General features: G+C 67.5%; 17 protein-coding genes, 1 tRNA gene and 1 pseudogene. 6 read left to right on the top strand and 13 right to left on the bottom strand.

Annotation, left to right across the window (positions count from 1 at the left end; all coding sequences use genetic code 11):
* Positions 1-68 precede the first annotated feature (68 nt).
* The 3 genes from JF781_RS21685 to JF781_RS21675 all read right to left on the bottom strand — a co-directional run bounded on the left by JF781_RS21685 (position 69) and on the right by JF781_RS21675 (position 2,454).
* The gene (locus tag JF781_RS21685) at positions 69-365 is read right to left on the bottom strand and encodes a hypothetical protein (protein WP_225330322.1); all 297 of its coding nucleotides are present in this window, start codon (positions 363-365) and stop codon (positions 69-71) included.
* Between the two features lie 64 nt (positions 366-429).
* Positions 430-966, bottom strand: a complete 537-nt coding sequence (locus tag JF781_RS21680; RefSeq protein WP_225330321.1) for a hypothetical protein — start codon at positions 964-966, stop codon at positions 430-432.
* Between the two features lie 15 nt (positions 967-981).
* Positions 982-2,454, bottom strand: a complete 1,473-nt coding sequence (locus JF781_RS21675; protein ID WP_225330320.1) for a hypothetical protein — start codon at positions 2,452-2,454, stop codon at positions 982-984.
* A 222-nt stretch (positions 2,455-2,676) separates the two neighbouring features.
* On the opposite strand from JF781_RS21675, the gene JF781_RS21670 reads away from it, so the two are divergent.
* Positions 2,677-2,853: a 5'-phosphate oxidase gene (locus tag JF781_RS21670; RefSeq protein WP_225341303.1), complete on the top strand. Its 177-nt coding sequence runs from the start codon at positions 2,677-2,679 to the stop codon at positions 2,851-2,853.
* 215 nt (positions 2,854-3,068) lie between these two features.
* Here JF781_RS21670 and JF781_RS21665 read toward each other — a convergent pair.
* The 6 genes from JF781_RS21665 to JF781_RS21640 all read right to left on the bottom strand — a co-directional run bounded on the left by JF781_RS21665 (position 3,069) and on the right by JF781_RS21640 (position 8,639).
* Positions 3,069-3,145: transfer RNA gene (locus JF781_RS21665), tRNA-Ile, on the bottom strand.
* Between the two features lie 128 nt (positions 3,146-3,273).
* Positions 3,274-3,693 carry a hypothetical protein gene (locus JF781_RS21660; RefSeq protein ID WP_225330318.1) on the bottom strand — a complete coding sequence of 140 codons (420 nt, stop codon included), beginning with the start codon at positions 3,691-3,693 and terminating at the stop codon, positions 3,274-3,276.
* 315 nt (positions 3,694-4,008) lie between these two features.
* Positions 4,009-4,434: a hypothetical protein gene (locus tag JF781_RS21655; RefSeq protein ID WP_225330317.1), complete on the bottom strand. Its 426-nt coding sequence runs from the start codon at positions 4,432-4,434 to the stop codon at positions 4,009-4,011.
* A gap of 409 nt (positions 4,435-4,843) precedes the next feature.
* Complete coding sequence (locus JF781_RS21650) at positions 4,844-5,710, bottom strand: carboxymuconolactone decarboxylase family protein (RefSeq protein WP_225330316.1); 867 nt, start codon at positions 5,708-5,710, stop codon at positions 4,844-4,846.
* A 41-nt stretch (positions 5,711-5,751) separates the two neighbouring features.
* The gene (locus JF781_RS21645; RefSeq protein WP_225330315.1) at positions 5,752-7,125 is read right to left on the bottom strand and encodes a TldD/PmbA family protein; all 1,374 of its coding nucleotides are present in this window, start codon (positions 7,123-7,125) and stop codon (positions 5,752-5,754) included.
* Positions 7,122-8,639 (bottom strand): TldD/PmbA family protein, encoded by a 1,518-nt coding sequence (locus JF781_RS21640; protein ID WP_225330314.1) that lies wholly within the window; start codon positions 8,637-8,639, stop codon positions 7,122-7,124. The genes JF781_RS21645 and JF781_RS21640 overlap by 4 nt, the downstream gene beginning before the upstream one ends.
* 58 nt (positions 8,640-8,697) lie before the next feature.
* Here JF781_RS21640 and JF781_RS21635 point away from each other — a divergent pair, with 58 nt between their 5' ends.
* From JF781_RS21635 to JF781_RS21625, 3 genes are all read left to right on the top strand, one after another.
* Entirely contained in the window at positions 8,698-9,582 is an 885-nt protein-coding gene (locus JF781_RS21635; protein ID WP_225330313.1) for a carbohydrate ABC transporter permease, read from the top strand.
* A gap of 73 nt (positions 9,583-9,655) precedes the next feature.
* Positions 9,656-10,462, top strand: coding sequence for a carbohydrate ABC transporter permease (locus tag JF781_RS21630; RefSeq protein WP_225330312.1), 807 nt, complete (start codon positions 9,656-9,658; stop codon positions 10,460-10,462).
* The gene (locus JF781_RS21625) at positions 10,459-11,799 is read left to right on the top strand and encodes an extracellular solute-binding protein (protein WP_225330311.1); all 1,341 of its coding nucleotides are present in this window, start codon (positions 10,459-10,461) and stop codon (positions 11,797-11,799) included. Before JF781_RS21630 ends, JF781_RS21625 begins: the two co-directional genes overlap by 4 nt.
* 8 nt (positions 11,800-11,807) lie before the next feature.
* Here the strand turns inward: JF781_RS21625 and JF781_RS21620 are convergent, their stop codons facing one another.
* The 4 genes and pseudogenes from JF781_RS21620 to JF781_RS21610 all read right to left on the bottom strand — a co-directional run bounded on the left by JF781_RS21620 (position 11,808) and on the right by JF781_RS21610 (position 16,341).
* The gene (locus JF781_RS21620; RefSeq protein WP_374109729.1) at positions 11,808-13,229 is read right to left on the bottom strand and encodes an amino acid permease; all 1,422 of its coding nucleotides are present in this window, start codon (positions 13,227-13,229) and stop codon (positions 11,808-11,810) included.
* Between the two features lie 129 nt (positions 13,230-13,358).
* Positions 13,359-13,448: pseudogene (locus JF781_RS28750) on the bottom strand (hypothetical protein); the annotation flags it as partial.
* A 5-nt stretch (positions 13,449-13,453) separates the two neighbouring features.
* Positions 13,454-14,302, bottom strand: a complete 849-nt coding sequence (locus tag JF781_RS21615) for an energy-coupling factor transporter transmembrane protein EcfT (protein WP_225330309.1) — start codon at positions 14,300-14,302, stop codon at positions 13,454-13,456.
* Positions 14,299-16,341 (bottom strand): ABC transporter ATP-binding protein, encoded by a 2,043-nt coding sequence (locus tag JF781_RS21610; RefSeq protein WP_225330308.1) that lies wholly within the window; start codon positions 16,339-16,341, stop codon positions 14,299-14,301. Before JF781_RS21610 ends, JF781_RS21615 begins: the two co-directional genes overlap by 4 nt.
* Before the next feature lie 109 nt (positions 16,342-16,450).
* Between JF781_RS21610 and JF781_RS21605 the strand changes: the two genes are divergently transcribed.
* Positions 16,451-16,939 (top strand): MarR family winged helix-turn-helix transcriptional regulator, encoded by a 489-nt coding sequence (locus JF781_RS21605; protein WP_225330307.1) that lies wholly within the window; start codon positions 16,451-16,453, stop codon positions 16,937-16,939.
* A gap of 111 nt (positions 16,940-17,050) precedes the next feature.
* Positions 17,051-19,399: an ATP-binding cassette domain-containing protein gene (locus JF781_RS21600; RefSeq protein ID WP_225341302.1), complete on the top strand. Its 2,349-nt coding sequence runs from the start codon at positions 17,051-17,053 to the stop codon at positions 19,397-19,399.
* Positions 19,400-19,423: the final 24 nt, after the last annotated feature.

Genomic DNA, 19,423 nt, shown 5'->3' with positions numbered 1-19,423 from the left:
TGCTGATTTTTCGCCGTGGCGTTACGCCTGGTGCTTCTGGTCGTGGAGACTCTGGGCCGCAATGGCTTTCAGTGCGACGCGATGAGGGCGTTGCCCTCGTCTTGGCACCCCGCGATGAAGTCCGTCGGCGAGTCGACCCGGGCCATCATCCCGGTTTTGAGGACGTTCGCGCGGAGACGGTCACAGTACTGATACAGGTCGGTGCCGGGCGGCAGCTGCACGTGGCGGTTGAGGACCTGGTCGTCGATGGCTTGTTTGCCTTGGTTGTACGAGGGGGACCCGGGATCGGCGCCCGCAGCGGGCGCGAAGACAACCGCGGCGGCGCTGATCACCGCCGCCAACGTCAACCCGCGAATGCGACTCACGCAGACAATCTTACGTCGAATTTGCTGCCAATACATCCGCGTCGATGCGGGGGACGGCGGCGGGCTAGAAGGTCCACGAGCCGGCGGGTTGAAGTACGAAGCCGCGGTTCAGGATTGGATCGATGCACGCGGTCAGCCGGTCAGCGCCCACGACGCACGTGATGTCCCCTTTGGTGATCTTTTGGCCGACGTTGAGCAGCGGCGACGTGATGACCGGGCACCCGGTGCCCTTCTGAAAACTGTAGGGATTGAGGTCCGTCGGAAGCGATGACGGCGATCCCACCGCCGAGCAGCCGTCGCCGCCGACCGGGGCGTTGTCCGGCAGCCCGGGTAGTGGTCCGTCACAGCTGGCGCTGACGTGATCGCCTGGCTTGGGCGGATTGGGCAGGATGCACTGCAGTCCGTCGGGCGTCGCAAAATAGGCTGCGCCACCGGCGCGGGCGGCGGCGGTATAGGGCGCGGCATCGACCGCTTGAAATGCGTTCAGGTCGGGGAATTTCGGCGGCGTGGCCGTCGCGACGCCGGGGGCGTTGCGGGAACAACCGATGCCCAGAACCGCAACGGTCCCTGTTATCGCCGCTAGGGCCACCCTGCTCAGCATGCGGTGTCACCCTTCCTAGTGTTGGACGCCAAAGGTTGTCGTCCACGTGTTGGGATCATAGGTCGGTCCGGGCGGCCAGGTGCTCACTCGAAGCTGAATCGTCTCGAGGCCGGTCGCCGGATCGAGCGTCGTGCCCATGACGGTGGGTCCGTAGACCGTCGGAAGCTGGTTCGGGGCCACCAGCGTTTGGGGTGTCGCCCCCATCAGGCCTTGCGGGGTGGCGGCCGTGATGCCCTGCACGGGCCCGCCGTTGGTCGCGCCGACGAGCATGAATCCACCGCCTTTGAGCGAGATCAGTTGGCTTTCACGATCGCCGGGGAGGCTGACGGTGCCGACGCGCTGCAAGTTGTTGATCCAGCTGTTGGGTTTGGCCGGATCGATGGGTCCCGACACCCACATGCCACGGGTGGTGTCGCCGACCCGGTTGCTGGTGTTGCCGACGATCACCATCTGATTGGTGGCGGGATCGTAAACGCCGCTGGCTTGGTAAATCCCCGGCAGCTCACCGACTTTCACGGGATGGGTGGGATCGGTGTAATCCCATACCGATCCGTTGGTCGCGAATTCGTTGAACCCGGGGGTCACGGTCCCATCCGGGTGGCTGAAAAACGCGTAGCGATGGCCGTCGGGACCCAGCGCGGTCCCGGTCGGCAGCGGGCGGGTGCCCGGCGGCCCTTGCGCGAGCTCCGAGGCCGGGCTGCGGGGGAAGCCATCTCGGGGATCTCCCCCGAAGGTGGGGCCCTGGCCGTCTTGAAACTGGTCTTGTAGGTCGTAGGTGTTCTGCTCGTGCTTGGGGGGTCCGGCCGGTCCGGTGATCCTGGGGTCGGTGGGCGCAGAGCCTGGTCCGTCGCCGAAGCCCGCGGGCTTGAACTCGGCGACCGCGGCGGCATCCTGCGGGGTGAGGTGCCCGTTCGCCTGCGCTTGACGCAGCGATTTCGTGTAGGTGTCGCGGATTGAGTTCATCTGTTTGAGGGCGTCACGCGTGTCATCGGCGGCGTCGGCTTTGGCGTCCTTGATCAAGGTCTCGAGTGCCCGGCGGCTCTTCGCGTCGAGGGTGGGGTCTTGCAGATCTTTGGTGGCCGCGCCGATCAGTTTGTCGAGCAATTGCAGCTGCCGTTCCAGCGTGGCGATCTCCGCGGAGCCCTCTTTTTGCGCGGCGGCCAGCATGGCGGCGATGTTTTTCAGATCAGCGGCGATTTTGGGCAGCTGTTCGGTCTGCAGGCGAAGCGATTTGGTCAGCCGCTGTACTTCTTCGGAGCCGTTGATCGGGTGATCGCCGTTCTGGTGGTTCCAGGCCTCGTCGAAGCGCTTGCGGGCCTGCTCGAACTCGTCTTGGGCCGCGGTGGAGCATCGGCCCGCGGCATGGAAGGCCTCCGCCAACTGGGAAATCTGAAAGGGGTTACCGGCCTGCAAACTCTGATTGACCGCCCAGGGATCGCCGCCGGCCTGAGCGACCAGATCGGCAACGCTCAACCAGTTCAGCTGCATCGCCCCGCCCATTTGTGCTTTCGACCAGCTCTGACGCTACCGTCGCTGGTTCCCCTCCGCCTCTATTCCACCCGAGATGGCGCCGTAATTCACTTCAGTGCCTTGACCTTGAGGGCCGCGAGCGTAACGCCACTGCGAAAGTCGGGCTAATTTTTCGCAGTGCCGTTACGCTCGCGGCGCTCGGTCGGGGGCGCGCTTCAATAGCATTGCGACCAGGAGGACATGATGGAGCGCTTCAAAACCGAAATGGAAGCCTGCCCGCACTGCCGACGCCCAGCCGAGGCCACGGTCGAATACAGCTACGACAACGACGGCAAAGTCACCGGCAGGCGGGTGCGGGACGTCAACTGCCGCTACGCGGCTTGTCCGGGTAGCGAGGTGCCGCCGCACTGGGGCTAGGCGATGTCCTCCCTCGGCCGGTATACGTCGGACTTCTTGTCGGGAAGGAGATCATCCTTCTTGGGGGCTGCGACACCGCCAGTGCAACTGATACCGCGCTCGACTGGCCTTCGGAATGTCAAGGATCAGCCGAAGTAGCTGTCGAGCATCAGCCGAAACACCGTGCATCACCCGAAGGCGAAACGACAAGCATCAACCGACGTCATACAAAGACTTGGTGGGGCGGGCGGGGCTCGAACCCGCGACCAACGGATTATGAGTCCGCGGCTCTAACCAACTGAGCTACCGCCCCCGACGGGGTAGTTCCGTAGGAAACCGTAGTCGAAGACCGAAGCCAGTATCCGTCGGGCGGCGCACGCCCGCATCACAAGTCACAGAGCGATGGGCGCCGCGTCCCGGCGGCGCCCATCGACCAGAGCCTCAGGCTGGAGACGGCCCTTGCGCGGCCTGTCCCTTGATCGCGGGAATCATTTCCGGCGCGTAGACGAAGATCGCGGACTCGACCTCCCACTCGGCCTGATCGGGCTTCAGGGGGGTCGTGTTGGTCACCATGTTCACGAGTCGCTTCCCGGCGGCCAACGGATTGTCAGCGCTGCGCACCTGGTCGGCGAACCAACGGCCCTCGGCGGTCATGTTGCAGTCGTTGAACTCGGCGGAGTGGATCAACTTGTTCTGAGCAAGCAGGTTGATGTACTGGTCGTCCTTCGGGGTCATGTTGCAGGCGGCCGCTGCCTGCGGCGCTGACAGCAGCGCTTCCCCCAGCATCGACGTCGCCACCACGGCGCCGGCAGCCCCCAACGCCAGCATCTGCCCGCGCGAGCGTGTACGTCTGACGGTCATCTTTCGAACTCCTTCGCGTAGAAATTTGCTGATCCACCTATCGCACACACATGGGTACACGGACAGAGCGCACGACAAACGGCGGCATTACCAACAATGGGTGAACAAAGACGATTGAAAAGAGCGGCGCGAGAAAGCCATTCGAGCGATAGCCCCGATCATGGGATCGACGAGCTCTCAACCAGCACGACGGCTTCCGGCATCGTCGTCAGCTGCTCAATATCTCGCTATTCGATTACCTGACAAGGTCAACACACCAGCGCAGATAGCTAAAGTCGTTGCAGCCGTTGGTTATTCGTAGCGCGAAGCGCGGGTTTAGGACTCGGTCGGCCAGTTTTGTTTCGCGGCCTGATCCTTGATCTTCGGGATCACTTCCGGCGCGTACACATAGATCGCCGACTCGACCTCCCACTCGGCCTTGTCGGCCTTCAGCGGCGTCGTGTTAGTCACCATCGTCACCAGATCCTTGGCCCTGGCGAACGGATCGGCTGAGCTCTTCACCTGATTGGCGAACCAACGGCCCTCGGCGGCCTCATGACAATCGCTGTACTCGGCGGTGTGCACCATGTTGTTCTGCGCCAGCAGGTTGATGTACTGGTCATCCGCGGGGCTCAAATCGCATGTCGCCGAAGCCAGGGGTGCTGACAGCACCGCGCCGCCGAGCATCGAGGCGCCCAGCGCGAGGCCGGCAGCCCAGACCGATGTCACCCGCGTGCGCGAGCGCGTACGGCTGCTTGTCATGTTCGAACCTCCCTCTGCGCGCAGAACACAATTGGCTCCGACGCAAACCCAAGCTACGAATGCTGCACAACGAACCGGGAAATCCATCGGCACGGCGGCTGATGACGTACATCCCATGGCCTACCCGGCGGGGGCCACGCTGCCATTTCGCTACCGTCACGTCTCGGTGGTCATTTCAGTGTCGGCGACGGGGCTTAAGTTAGCGAATGACCCCCTCACACAGCGAAAACGCACGCTTGCGCGTCGATGTACGAATGGTTAACATTTCGTGCCCTCGCCCCCGGACGGGCACATCGCTCACCCGCTCGCGGCGCCGCTACGCAAACGTTGCGGGCCCCTACTGCCGGGCGTCGTGGCCCAGCGGCAAACGCCGGATGGCGGGCGGCTACCGGGTTCGCACCCGCCACCGTCAGCTAAATACTGTTTGCCCGTCGGCGTCGATCAGATACCGCTCAGTGCCGCTTTCGACGCGCGGGGCGTCGGCGCCCAGCGACACGGCCACCTTATTGCTGGCATTACGCATGACGTCGAACGTGAGCTCGACGGATTCCGCCTCGGAGAAGCGGGAGCGCACCTCGGCGGCATCGTCGGCGGCGAGGTGCGCAGGGGTCCAAATTAACGCATCCGCATAGCGCAGCGCAGCTTTTGCGCGGTCGTCGAGCAAACTCGACGATTCGAAGCGCTCGATCTCCTCGTAGAGCGTTTCCGAACCGCCGGCGTCGAGCGCGCCGCCCTCGCGTAGCGAATTGCACAGCCGGCAATTGTGTTGCGCCGCGCCCCGCAGCCGCACCAGTTCCGAGGTCACCGGGTCCAGCGCGCGCATTCGCGCCACGGCGATTAAAAAGTCGTTGAACACCAGATCCGACGGGACGCTGGTGTGATCCCATCTGACCGGTCCGGCCACCCAGCCCAGATACTGCGAGCCGACGCCGAGCGCTTCCAGCCCGGCCCGCACCCGGGGGACGAAGTCGGCGATGTACATCTGCACGACCACCCCAAAAGTGCGGTCCCCGAGGTGCTTCCACAATCGGGATCGTTGCTCGGCGGTGATCGACGAGACGTCGGCGCTGAATTGTTCGGCGAATTCGACGACGGCGACCTCGGCATCCGATTCCGGGTCGCCCACCTCGACGGCCGCGGGCAGCGGCGGCAGCGACACCGTCTGCGCGCACACCCGCCGGATCAACGCCGCGATGCGCGCATCGCCGGGCGCCCCGGGAAACAGCGCAACCAGGCGCGTGAGCTGGTCTTCTCGAACCGAAACCGGGGCCGCCATTCGTCACACGCTAGAGCGCGCCGTGCCCGGCGGCAATGAATCTATTGGGCCTGGCTCACCGAGGACATGTGGAAGTCCGGAATCCGCAGCGACGGCATCGCGGCGCGGGTCGCCCAATCCCCCCATTCGCGCGGCAGGGTCTTCTCGCTCGCGCCGGCCTCGGTGGCCCGTCGCAGCAGGTCCAACGGGCTTTCGTTGAACCGGAAATTGTTGACGGCCGCGGTCACGCGTCCGTCTTCGATCAGGTAGACGCCGTCGCGGGTGAGCCCGGTGAACAACAGTGTGGTGGGGTCGACGACCCGGATGTACCACAGTGTGGTCAACAGCAGGCCACGCTCGGTGGCCGCGATCATGTCGTCTTGAGTGGCCGTGCCCCCGGTCATCACCAGGTTGTCGGCGGCGACCGCGACCGGGGCGTCGTATTTGTCGGCCGTGGCCCGCGGGTAGGCCAACGCGTTGATCACCCCGTCGCGGATCCAGTCCACCTGGCCGATCTCCATGCCGTTGTCGAACACCGACAGCGTCTCCGAGGAGCTGCTCGCCGCGACGAAGGGCGTGCAGGCAAGGCCGGGCGCCATCGGATCGGAGAACAGCGTGATCGGCAGGTCGGTGAGCCGCTCCCCCACCCGGGTTCCCCCACCGGGCGCCGAGAACGCGGTCCGACCCTCCTGCGCACCGCGGCCGGCCATCGACCACGCCATGTAGATCATCATGTCGGCCACCGTCGACGGCGGCATGATCGTCTCGTAGCGCCCCGCTGGCAGCTCGACGCTGCGCTGCGCCCAGCCCAGCCTGGTGGACAGCTGCTCGAGCAGCGAATCGATTGGCACATCGACGAAGTCGGGCGTCCCGACACCCGCCCACGCGCTGGCGTCACCGCGTTTGGCGTTGATCTCCACCGCACCGGTGGGCTGGCTGAAACGCCGGCGCAACCCGGTCGACGACGCCAGGAACGTCGTCGAAACACTATGGTGTGCAAAGCCGTAGAGCCGATCCGCGCCCCGAAAGCCGCGGCCCAAGGAGTCGGCCACATCGGCGAAGACCAGTGGCCCTGTGCCCGGCACCGGCGCGTCCCAGTCGGCGGGCACCCCGCTGTCGACGAGCAGCGGTGCGGCATCGCCGGCCTCCGGCGCCGAGCCGGCGGCCTCCTGCGAGGCCGCCACCAGTCCGGGAAGCACCCGCGGATCCGCCTCGGCGGACACCACCGTGCCGATGCGCGCGCTGGCACCCCGGCGCACCACGGAGATCACCGACACGCTGCGGCTCACCGAAACCCCGTTGGTGGTCATCGAATTGCCCGCCCACCGCAGGGTCGCCTCGACCTTGTCGCTGACCAACACCATGGTCTCGTCGGCGCCGCCAAGCTTGGCCGCCTCGTCGAGCACGATGTTGACGACGTGCTGCGCGGTGATCATCGCCCACCCTCGGTCCGGGTGTTGAGCACGTTCACGCCGCGGAAGAGCGCCGAGGGACACCCGTGGCTGACCGCCGCGATCTGCCCGGGTTGGGCCTTGCCGCAGTTGAACGCCCCACCCAGTCGCCAGGTGGACGGACCACCCACGGCCTCCATCGAATTCCAGAAGTCGGTAGTCGTGGCTTGATAGGCGACGTCGCGCAACTGGCCATCGAGGTGGCCGTCGCGAATCCGGAAGAACCGCTGGCCCGTGAACTGAAAGTTGTAGCGCTGCATGTCGATTGACCATGATTTGTCGCCCACGATGTAGATGCCGTCCTCGACCCGGCCGATCAAGTCATCGGTGCTGATGTCCTCGGGGGCGGGCTGCAGCGATACGTTGGCCATGCGTTGGATCGGCACGTGGTGCGGCGAGTCGGCGTACGAGCAGCCGTTGGAGCGCGGCTGCCCCAGGCGCTGGGCGAACACCCGGTCCAGCTGATAGCCGGTGAAGATCCCGTCACGCACCAGATCCCAGCTCTGCGCGGCCACTCCCTCGTCGTCGTAACCGATGGTGGCCAAACCGAATTCGTCCGTCCGGTCCGCGGTCACGTTCATCACCGGCGACCCGTACCGCATGGTGCCCAATTTGTCCGGCGTGGCGAACGACGTTCCCGCGTAGGCGGCCTCGTAGCCGATTGCACGATCGTATTCGGTTGCGTGCCCGATGGATTCGTGGATCGTCAACCACAGGTTGCTCGGGTCGATCACCAGGTCGGTGCGCCCCGGAACGACGGTGGGCGCCTTGACCTTCTCGGCCAGCAGCGCCGGCAGCTGCGCCAGCTCGTCGGTCCAGTTCCAGACCTCGTCGCCGGCCAGGACCTCCCAGCCCCGGCCCATCGGCGGGATCAGCGTGCGCATGGAGTCGAAACTGCCCGCCGCGGGGTCGACGGTCACCGCCTCCAAGGTGGGCTGGATCCGGACGCGCTGTTGGGTGATCGAGGATCCGAAGGTGTCGGCGTAGAACGTCTGTTCCTTGACGGCGGTCAGCACCGCCGACACGTGATCGATGCCGTCGGCGCTGAGCAGCCGCCCCGAGTACTCCTCCAGCACGGAGATCTTGTCGGTGGTGGAGACGTCGAACGGGTCGATGCGGTAGTTCGACACCCAGGTCGCGTCGGCGTAGACGGGTTCGGGCGCCAGTTCGACGCGCTCGGTGCTCAGCGCCGCCAGCGTGGTGGCGACGTGCACCGCGCGCCTGGCGGTTTCGGCGGCGACCGACGGCACCAACTCCGCGTGCGAGGCGAATCCCCAGGTGCCGTCCACGATCACTCGGACCGCCAAGCCGACCTCGCGGTTGATCACCGAGGTCTCCAGCGCGCCGTCGCGCAGCTGGACGATCTCGGTGGTGATGCGATGAACCCGCAGGTCGGCGTACGTGGCCCCGGCTGCGGTGGCGGCCGAAAGCGCGGCGTCGGCCAGTTCGTGGCGCGGCAGGTCGAGGAAGTCGGCATCGATCCCCCGGTTCGGTGTCACGGCTCCACCGTAACGGCCGCTCACCCCACACCGCGGCAGCGCCCGCTTTAATTACCCCATGGCCAGCGCCGAACGCAGGATTCGTCCTCGATCGACCGCGTTGGGCTATGCGCTGCTGGCGCCGAGCTTGTTCGGCGTCCTCGCCTTTCTGCTGTTGCCCATCCTGGTGGTGATCTGGCTGAGCCTGTGCCGGTGGGATCTGCTGGGACCGCTGCGCTTTGTAGGCCTGTCCAATTGGCGGTCGGTGCTGACCGACGGCGCGTTCGGCAATTCGCTGATCGTCACGGCGATCTTCGTGGCGATCGTGGTGCCGGCGCAGACGGCGTTGGGGTTGCTGGCCGCGTCGATGCTGGCCCGCCAGCTTCGTGGCACCGGCCTGTTTCGCACCGTGTTTGTGCTGCCATGGATTTGCGCCCCGCTGGCGATCGCGGTGTTGTGGCGGTGGATCCTGGCTCCCACCGACGGGGCCGTGAGCACGGTATTGGGACACAGCATCGAATGGCTCTCCGATCCCAGCTTTGCGCTGCCGCTCGTGTCGGCCGTCGTGGTGTGGACCAACGTCGGATACGTCTCGCTGTCGTTCCTGGCGGGCCTGCTGGCCATCCCCGACGAGGTTCACGCCGCCGCGCGCACCGACGGCGCCAACGCGTGGCAGCGGTTCTGGCGCATCACCATGCCCATGCTGCGGCCAACGACCTTCTTTGTGCTGGTGACCGGGATCGTCAGCACCGCACAGGTTTTCGACATGGTGTACGCCCTGACCGGCGGTGGGCCGGCGGGCAGCACCGACCTGGTGGCCCACCGCATCTACGCCGAGGCCTTCGGTTCGGCCGCGATCGGCCGGGCATCGGTCATGGCGGTGGTGCTGTTCGTGATCCTGATCGGTGTCACGCTGCTTCAGCACCTCTACTTCCGGCGGCGGATCAGCTATGACCTCACCTAGCCGCCGTTCGACAACGATGCGGGCTCGAGGCGGGGGTACCTCCCGCTTGCGGGGGCGTGTCGGACCGTCGACCATGGCCAACGCGCTCATCTATGCCGGGCTGACGCTGGGTGGGTTGATCACGTTGGCGCCGTTCGCGCTTGGGCTGATGACCGCGTTCACCTCGGCGCACCAATTCGTCACGGGCACGCCGCTGCAGCTGCCGCAGCCACCCACGCTCGAAAATTTCACCAACCTGGCCGGGGCCGGGTTCGGCCGCGCGGCGGCGGTCACCGCATTGATGACGGCGGTGATTCTGGTGGGCCAGTTGACCTTTTCCGTGCTGGCCGGATACGCGTTCGCGCGCTTGCAGTTTCCCGGGCGCGACGCGCTGTTCTGGGTGTACATCGCGACGCTGATGGTGCCGGCAACCGTCACGATCGTGCCGATGTATCTCATGATGGCCCAGCTCGGTCTGCGCAACACGTTCTGGGCACTGGTGCTGCCGTTCATGTTCGGCTCGCCCTACGCGATCTTCCTGCTGCGCGAGCACTTTCGCATGGTTCCGAATGACTTGGTCAACGCCGCCCGCCTGGACGGCGCCAATACCCTGGACGTGATCGTGCACGTGGTGATCCCGTCCAGCCGGCCGGTCCTGGCCGCGCTGACGCTGATCACCGTGGTCTCGCAGTGGAACAACTTCATGTGGCCGTTGGTGATCACCAGCGGGCACAAGTGGCGGGTGCTCACCGTCGCAACCGCCGACCTGCAGTCGCGGTTCAACTCACAATGGACCTTGGTGATGGCGGCCACCACCATCGCCATCGCCCCGCTCGTCGCACTGTTCGTGGCCTTTCAGCGCCACATCGTCGCGTCGATCGTCGTCTCGGGGCTCAAGTGACCCGGCCCCGGTTTTCCACGCTGGTCGCCGCGGCGGTTGGGCTGGTCGCGGTGCTGTTGGCGGCCATGGCGGTGCTGCTGGATTACTCCGCTCAGCCTCATGGCGGCAAGACCATTGTGACGGTGCGCATTTGGGACGATCAGATCGCCACGGCCTATCGGCAATCGTTCCAGGAGTTCAGCCGCGCCCATCCCGACATCGAAGTGCACGTCAACTTGGTGGCGTACTCGACCTACTTCAACACCCTGCGCACCGACGTGGCCGGCGGCAGCGCCGACGACATCTTCTGGCTGTCCAACGCCTACCTCGCGGCTTACGCCGACAGCGGCCGGCTGCTGGATATCGGTGCGGCGCTGGGACCCACCGCCGCGTCGGACTGGGAGCAACCGGTCGTCGGGCAGTTCACCCGCAACGGCACGCTTTGGGGCGTGCCGCAGCTGACCGACGCCGGGATCGCGTTGTACTACAACGCCGATCTGCTGGGCGCCGCCGGCATCGACCCCGCCCGGCTGAGCATCTTGCGGTGGAGCCCCGACGGAGACGACACGCTGCGGCCCATGCTCGCCCGGCTCACCGTAGACGCCGACGGAAACCGCGGGGATACCAAGGGGTTCGACGCCGGGCGGGTGCGGCAGTGGGCATACAACGCCGCCAATGACCCCCAGGGGATCTACCTGAACTACATCGGGTCGGCCGGCGGCGTGTTTCAGCGCGGCGACGAGTTTGCATTCGACAATCCGGGGGCCGTGACCGCCTTTCAGTATCTGGTTGACCTGATCAACCGCGACCACGTCGCGCCTCCCGCCGCCGACACCAATGACAACGGCGACTTTTCCCGCAACCAATTCCTGGCCGGCCGGATGGCGCTGTTCCAGTCGGGTACCTACAACTTGGCCCCGGTGGCCCGCGACGCCCGCTTCCATTGGGGTGTGGCGCTGATGCCGTCGGGCCCGGTGGGCCGCGTCAGCGTCACCAACGGCATTGCGGCGGCGGGCAATGCGGCATCACGGCATCCCGACGCGGTGCGCCAGGTGCTGGCCTGGATGGGCAGCAGACAGGGCAACGAATATCTGGGCCGCTACGGTGCGGCGATCCCCGCGGTGTCGTCGGCCCAGCCGGTCTACTTTCACTACTGGGCCGCCCGAGGCGTCGATGTCACGCCCTTCTTCACGGTGCTGAACGGGCCGCGCATCGCGGCCCCCGGGGGCGCCGGGTTTGCCGCCGGCAATGACGCCCTGCAGCCGTATTTCGACGAAATGTTCTTGGGCCGCGGCGACGTCGCGTCGACGTTACAGCGGGCTCAGGCGGCGGCCAACGCCGCCGCGGCGCGCCAGTGAGCGCCTGATCATTGCGAGCCGCTCGACGCCTCGCCGACCGTGTCGTCGTTGAGCGCGCTGTGGTGGCGGCCCCAGACGAAATAGAAAACCAACGCCAGCAAGACCCAGCCGCCGAACGCGATCCAGGTGTACCAGTGCAAGCTGGCGAGGATGTACCCGCAGGCCGCCACCGAAAGGGCCGGCGTGACAGGGTAACCCGGGACCTTGAAACCCCGCGGCAAGTCGGGCTCGCGCACCCGTAAGACGATCACCCCAACAGAAACCACGACGAACGCGGTCAGCGTGCCGATCGACACCATGTCCGCGAGTTTTTGCAGCGGAACGAAGGCGGCCAACATCGAGGCCGCCAGCGCGACGATCACCGTGTTGTTCACCGGGGTCATGGTGCGCGGGTTCACCGTCGCGAACCTTGCCGGCAGCAGCCCGTCACGCCCCATCGCGAACAGGATGCGCGTCAGGCCGTACATGGTGACCAGCGTGACGCTGAAGATCGAAATGACCGCGCCCGCAGCGAGGATCGAGCTGGCCCAGCTGCCGTGCGTGACGTTCTCGAGAATCGTTGCCAGCCCGGCCTCCTGCTGATCGGCGAAGGCTTGCCAGGGCTGCGCGCCCAGCGCGGCCACCGCAACGAAGACGTAGACGCCGGTGACGGTCAGCAGCGCGGCGATCAACGCGCGCGGCATGGTTTTTTGCGGGTTGTTCACCTCGTCGCCCGCGGTGGACACGGCGTCGAGACCGATGTAGGAGAAGAAGATGGTGCCCGCGGCCGACCCGATGCCCGCGACGCCGAACGGCGCGAAGTCCTGCAGATGGTGCGCGTCGAACGCGGTAAAGGCGACGACCATGAATACGACGAGCACGCCGAGCTTGATCATCACCATGATCGCGTTGACCTTCGCCGATTCGCTGGCGCCGCGGATGAGCAGCAACGCGCACATCCCGATCAGCATTATCGCCGGCACGTTCAAATAGCCGGGTTGCGTATCCCACGGCGCCGCCGACAGGGCATGTGGCAGTTGAAATCCCACCACATTGCTCAACAACCTGTTGAGGTAGCCGCTCCAGTTGACCGCGACCGCGGCGGTGGCCACCCCGTATTCCAGCAGCAGGCACGCGGCCACACCGACCGCCACCACCTCCCCGAGCGTGGTGTACGCGTACGAGTACGACGAACCCGAAACCGGCACCGCCGACGCCAATTCGGCGTAACACACGGCCGCGAGCCCGGCGGCGAGGCCCGCGAGAAGGAAGGAGACGATGACTCCCGGCCCGGCCTCCGGCACGGCCACGGACATGACGAAAAAGATGCCGGTGCCGATCGTCGAGCCCACCCCGAACATGGTCAGCTGAAAGGTGCCGATGCCGCGCTTGAGGCCCTCCGCGGCGCCGGGCGCGACATGCGCGCCCACCACCGGGCGCCGCCGCAGCATCTGCTCCTTCAGGCCGACCGACGTGGCTGCCAATTGCGCCTCCTGTTTCCGGTTCGGCAATCAGCGCCGGCCAAGCAGCCGCGCCCCCCGGGAGGGCTGCGGGCGTGCCTGGTGTGGGCAGCGGGAGGCGTACGGCTTTCCTCCGAGCCCGGTGGCCGCCCGGTGGTGCGCCCCGGGCTCGGTCCAGGTGCCCGGATCGTCGAAGGTGCGCACCGGCTTCCCGCCTAGTGAAGCTGGAGCATCGAGTCGATGACCACCCCGGTCACCCCGGCGGCGGCCGTGATGGCCAGGGTCACCCAGTCCGCAAATTTCGGCCGCGCGGGGGCGGCCGACAGCTGACCGGTACCGCCTCGGGCGGTGATGGCATCGCCCATTTCGTCGGCGCGCCGTAACGTCACAACGATTGCCGCCGTGAGCAAGTCGATCATGTCCCGGGCCTGCTGGCGACGGCGGGCCCGGCGGCTGCGCGGTGTCTGGTTGGGACGCAGGCGCCGCGCGGCGTAGAGCACCTGGAATTCTTCGATCAACATCGGGAAGGCACGCAGGGCGAGCGCCAGGGCAACGGCCCATTCGTCGCTCGGGATCCGCAACCAGCGCAGGGGGCGGCCCAAAGCGGCTAGCGCCGGCCCCATTTCGGCGACGTTGGTGGTCCAGGACAGCATCGCCCCCAGCCCGATCAACACGATCGACAGCCCGGTGACCCGCACGAAGTGCAACGTCCCGCCCAGCCCGATGTGGACGCCGGCGATCGAGACCACAGGGCTGCCGGCACCGAGCGCGGCGGTGATGCCGCCCACCGCGAGGGCAATCCAAATCCAGCGCCGCGGCGAGGGCAGCGCGCCGCGGGGAATGTGCGCGAGCCGGGCCGCCGTGATCAGCAACACCAGCATCAGCCCGACGGTCGCCCATCCCGGGTAGAAGGTCAGCAATATCGAAACGCCCAGCACCACCAACAGTTTGGTGCCGGCCCACAGTTGATGGATCTTCGACGTTCCCGGCACCGGGACCAGCAGGACAACCGGACGGGGAGTACGCCGCGTCCTTCCCGCCTTCGCGTCCGCGGGCGCGGTCACGGCATTCCCCCCGCCGCCGTCGATGCCGTCTCCAACGACCCGTTGCGCAGATACAGGGATCGCGGGCAAAGCTCCTCCAGCCCGACGATGTCGTGGGAGATGACCACTACCGTCAGACCTCGTTCCCTGCGCAGATTCTCCAGCAGCCGCAGCAGGCCGCGCTGACTGCCGACGTCCAATCCTGCCAGTGGTTCGTCGAGGACCAGCGCCCGCGGGGACCGGGCCAGCAGCCCGGCCAGCACCACGCGGCGCATCTGGCCGCCGCTGAGCTGGTCGATGCGCCGCTTGCCCATCGCCGGGTCCAGGCCGACCGAGATCAGCGCCTCGGCCACCCGGTCTTGGTCGAGATGCGAAAAGCCTGCTGCGGAGGCGACTTCGGCGTCGACGTGGTCGCGCATCAGCTGCAACCGGGCGGACTGGAACGAGAGCGCGACCTCCCCGACGTGTTCGTGGGTGGGCTCGCCGTCGATCAGGCAGGTGCCGCCGGTGGGTGTCGTCAACCCGGCCATGATCCACGCCAAGGTCGACTTCCCCGACCCGTTGCCGCCGTGGATCAACACCCCGTCGCCCTGCTCCACCACGAAGCTGATATCACGCAGGGCGACCTTGGCCCACGGTGTGCCGCTGGCGTATTCGTGGCTGACGTCGACAAGCTCGAGCACCGGCGTGTGCGAGCGCGGTGTGACCTGAGCCGTCTGCGCGGGCGTGCTCGGGGTTTCGACGTTGACGGTGTTGTCCGGCGAGTCGCTGAGCGTGATGATGCGGTCGGCGGACGCGGCCTCGTTGTCGTAATGGGTGATGTGCACCAACGCGCTCTGGTGGCGTTTCGCGAGACCAGAGAGCACGCCCAGCAACGCGTCTCGCCCCTGCTGGTCGACCATCGTGGTGACCTCGTCGGCGATGAGCAGTGCCGGATCCCGCGCCAGCGCCGCCGCGAGCGCAAGACGCTGCAGCTCTCCCCCGGACAGGCTTCCGGTGTCGCGTTCGGCGAGTCCCTCGAGCCCGACCTCGCGCAGCAACTCGCCGACATCGATCTGCGCCCCCGCGGGCAAACCCCACACCACGTCGTCGGCGACGCGCGTGCCCAGGACTTGACTCTTGGGGTGCTGCAAGACAATTGCGGTACCGCCCATTTCGCCCAGCCCCACCGCGCCCGGGCGGTCGATGGTTCCCGACGTCGGCTCGCGGCCGGCCAGCATCAGCATCAACGTGGTCTTGCCCGAGCCGTTGGCCCCGGTCACGGCGATGTGTTCGCCGGGCCGGACATCGAGGCTGACCTCGCGCAGCGCGTCTCGATCGGCGCCGGGATACCGGAACGACACGTTGTCCAGCCGCACGGGGACCGGCCCGACCGGAGCGCCGCCGGCCTGCGCGTCCTCGGAAACGTCCAGCTTGTGCACGTCGGGGATCTTGCGCATCCGCTCCAAGAGGCGAGACAGCGCCGACCAGCTGATGAACGAAACGATGACGACCAACAAGACCATGTACGGGAAAATCAGTAGCGGCCAATGGTGTATCCCGCCGGCGACGTATCGCTTCAGCGCGTCGCCCACGCCCTGCAGGTGTACCCAATTCAGGAATGCCGCGACCCCGTTGGCATTGGCGGTGATGACGTCGAAGAACAGCTGCCGCAGCCGCGTCAGCACCGCCAGCACCGCGACCCACCCGGCGCCCCAGAGGACTCCGGCGATCAGCGACAACAAGGCGACCGTCGGCGTGCCCCGGCCCTTGCGTTTGACGATTCCGCACAATCCGCCGACCCAGGCGCAGTCGACGAGCATGAACAGGCTGCCCAGTCCGGCGATCAAAAAGGCGATCACCCCGCCGGCTACCGTCGCGGCCATCAGGGCCCGGGGACGGTAGCGGTAGGCCAGCAATCCCATGGGGACGGTTCCCAGTACGCCCAGCCCCTGAGCGAATGGGATTACCGCGGCGAGGATCTCGATCGCCGCGCAGAGGGCCCCCATGACCGCGGCCTGTGCCAACTCATTCGGACGCAGCGCCCCTTCCCCAGGTTGCCGGAAACGCAGCAAGGTCACTTTGGCGATTCTGCCAGTCCCCGGAGGGAGTGTCCGCTGCAGAAGGGTGTTCGCGCGGCACGCGACGGCATTTTGGCCTCGCTTAGCAAAGCTATGCAACCATGGATACATGGACAACGTCGTCGATACCGCAAAGCTCGAGGGAGCGCAGGGACTGGGGGCCGATCTGCTCGCCGTGGTCGCGCGGCTCAACCGTCTGGCCACCCAGCGCATCCAGATGCCGCTGCCGGCAGCGCAGGCAAGGCTGCTGGCCACCATCGAGGTTCACGGCGAGGCCCGTATCGGTGACCTCGCCGCCGTCGACCACTGTTCGCAACCGACGATGACCACGCAGGTGCGCCGCCTCGAGGAGGCGGGCCTGGTGACCCGCACGGTCGACCCCGGCGACGCGCGCGCCGTCCGAATCCGCATCACCGCTGCCGGAAGGCGCACGCTCAACGCGGTGCGGGCCGACCGTGCCGCGGCGATCGAACCCCAATTGGCGCTGCTCGACTCCGGTGACCGCCAGGTGTTGATGCAAGCGGTCGACGTGTTGCGCCGGCTGCTCGACGACGCCTCCCTTGCCACCTCACTCGCGGGCCGCCGAAACCCGCTGTGAACGCCGCAATGCTGGTGAGCGGACCGCGAGCACGGGTAAACACGTAACCGAACGGGCGACCGGCGCCTGACGGCGAGACCAAACCAAGACCGGTGACGAAAGGTGGCGGCCATGCCGACCGAGGCTTCGGCCGTTCCGGCCTCCCCGCTGACCGTGTGGGCCGGACCGACCAGGTACGTCTTCGCCCCGGGACGCGACGTGCTCGTCGGCTACGGCCCGGCCTGCGACATCCCGCTGGAGCGCCTCGGCAGCCCCGCGCCGGTGCCGCCCGCGCCCCACCCCGATGTGGTGCTGCGGTTCACCGGAGCCCAGTGGGTGGCCATCGATCTGAGCCACCGCGGCATCTTCCTCGACGGATTCCGAGTCCCGACGGTCGAGATCCGCGACGGCCTGGGGATCACCATCGGCGATCCCCAGCACGGTCCGCGCCTGGTTTTCCAGGTCGCACCCGCGCCGCCGGGACACCCGCCGCCCGGCGGGCCCGATCCGCGGGTCCCCACCCAAAGCGCCACCCAGCGCATGCCCGTGGTGGCGCCCCCGCCACCCGCCGGCCCGCGACCCGCACCGCCGCCCCCACCGGCACCGCCTCCTCCGGCGGCGCCGCCGCCTCCCGTTCAGCCACCAATCGGACCGACGCACCCACCCGTCGCACCGGCCGAGCAACAAAAAGGCCCCGGCCTGATCGAGCGGGTGATCACCTCGAAGCTGCGCGCCCAGCGCCCCTCCGTCCGCACCGACGAAGCCAACTCCACCTTCCGCCTGCCGCTACGAACGGCGGCGCGCACCACCGGGGTGACGGCGCACCAGCTGAGCGTTGAAGTCGACGGGCAGCAACTGCTGTCGGGCATCTCGTTCACGGCGCATCCCGGCACCATGACCGCCGTCATCGGGCCGTCCGCCGCGCGCAATTCCGCGCTGCTGGCCGTGCTGACCGGCACCAGGACACCCAGCGCCGGGCGCGCCACGGTCGATGGGCACGACGTGCACGCCGAACCGCTATCCATGCGCAGTCGCATCGGGATCGTCGCGCGCGACGACCAGCTGCATCGGCACCTCACCGTCGAACAGGCCCTGAAGTACGCGGCCGAACTTCGGCTACCGCCGGAGGCCTCGACCGAGCAGCGCGAGCGGGTGGTCGGCCAAGTGCTCGACGAGCTCGACCTGACGCCGCACCGCGCCACCCGGATCCGCAAGCTCCCACCCGAGGTGCGCCGGTGCGCCGCCCTGGCGATCGAGCTGATCACCCGGCCGAGCCTGCTCGTGGTCGACGAACCCACCGCCGGGCTGGATCCGGCGCAGCAGCGTCACGTCATGGCGGTCCTGCGGCGCCAGGCCAATATCGGCTGTGTCGTCGTGGCCGCGATCTCGACGCGCGCGTCGCTCGCCGACGTCAACACGTGCGATCAGGTGTTGGTACTCACGGGAACGGGCAAGGTCGCGTACCTGGGCACGCCCCAGCAGGCCGAATCCGCCCTGGGAACCGGCGACTGGTCGCAGGTCCTCGCCCGGGTGAGCGCCGATCCCGACGGGACGCACCGCGCCTTCCGCGCGCGGCCCCAACCATTGACGACCCCGCCGGAGGTCGCCGCGCCGTGGACGCCACCGGCCGGGCTGCCCCGGCACCGCCAGATCCGGGTGCTGGCCCGACGCGAGGTGCGCCTGCTCCTCGCCCATCGCAGCTATTTCGCGTTCCTGGTGATCCTGCCGTTCGCGCTGGCGGGGCTGACGCTGCTGATACCGGGCGACGCGGGCCTGACGAGGCCCGGGCCGGGCAGCGCCAACGCGCACGAAGCCATCGAAATCCTCGCCGCCCTCAACGTCGGCGCGGTGATCCTGGGCACGGCCCTGACCATCCGCGCCCTGGTTCTCGAGCACCGCATCTTCCGCCGTGAACAGCAGGCGGGGCTGACCGCGCCGGCCTACCTGGCCGCCAAGGTCACGGTGTACGGACTGGCCGCGGCCCTCTGGACGGCCGTCATGTTCGCGATCGTCGTCGCCGTCCGGGGCGGACCGGCGGGCGACGCCGCGTTACTGCACAACCCCACCCTCGAGCTCTACGTCACCGCGGCGGCCACCGCGATCGTGTCCGCGGTGATCGGCCTCACCCTGTCGGCGCTGGGCAAGGCGCTGCGGGAAGTCCTGCCGCTGGTGGTCCCGGTGATCCTGGCATCCGCGCTCTTCAACGGGAGCCTGGTGCAGCTGGTGAGCCTGTGGGGGCTGCAGCAGGTCAGCTGGTTCGTCCCGGCCCAGTGGGGTTTCGCGGCCTCGGCGTCCACGGTGAATCTACGCAGGACCGACACGCTGGCCGCCAACGTCCTGACCTGGACCCACTACAGCGGCTGGTGGGTGTTCGACATGGTGATGCTCTGCCTGTTCGGTGCCGTCGCGGCCGGGTTCACGCTCTACCGGCTGCGCTCGCCGCTGCCCGGCGAGCACCACACGTCGGCCCGGACCACCTGAACCGTCGTTCTTGTTCCCCGCGGC

Source organism: Mycobacterium sp. WUMAC-067 (assembly GCF_020217485.1).
Taxonomy (GTDB): domain Bacteria; phylum Actinomycetota; class Actinomycetes; order Mycobacteriales; family Mycobacteriaceae; genus Mycobacterium.
Note: the sequence above shows the minus strand (reverse complement) of the source record. Positions and strands in the feature narration are given on the sequence as shown.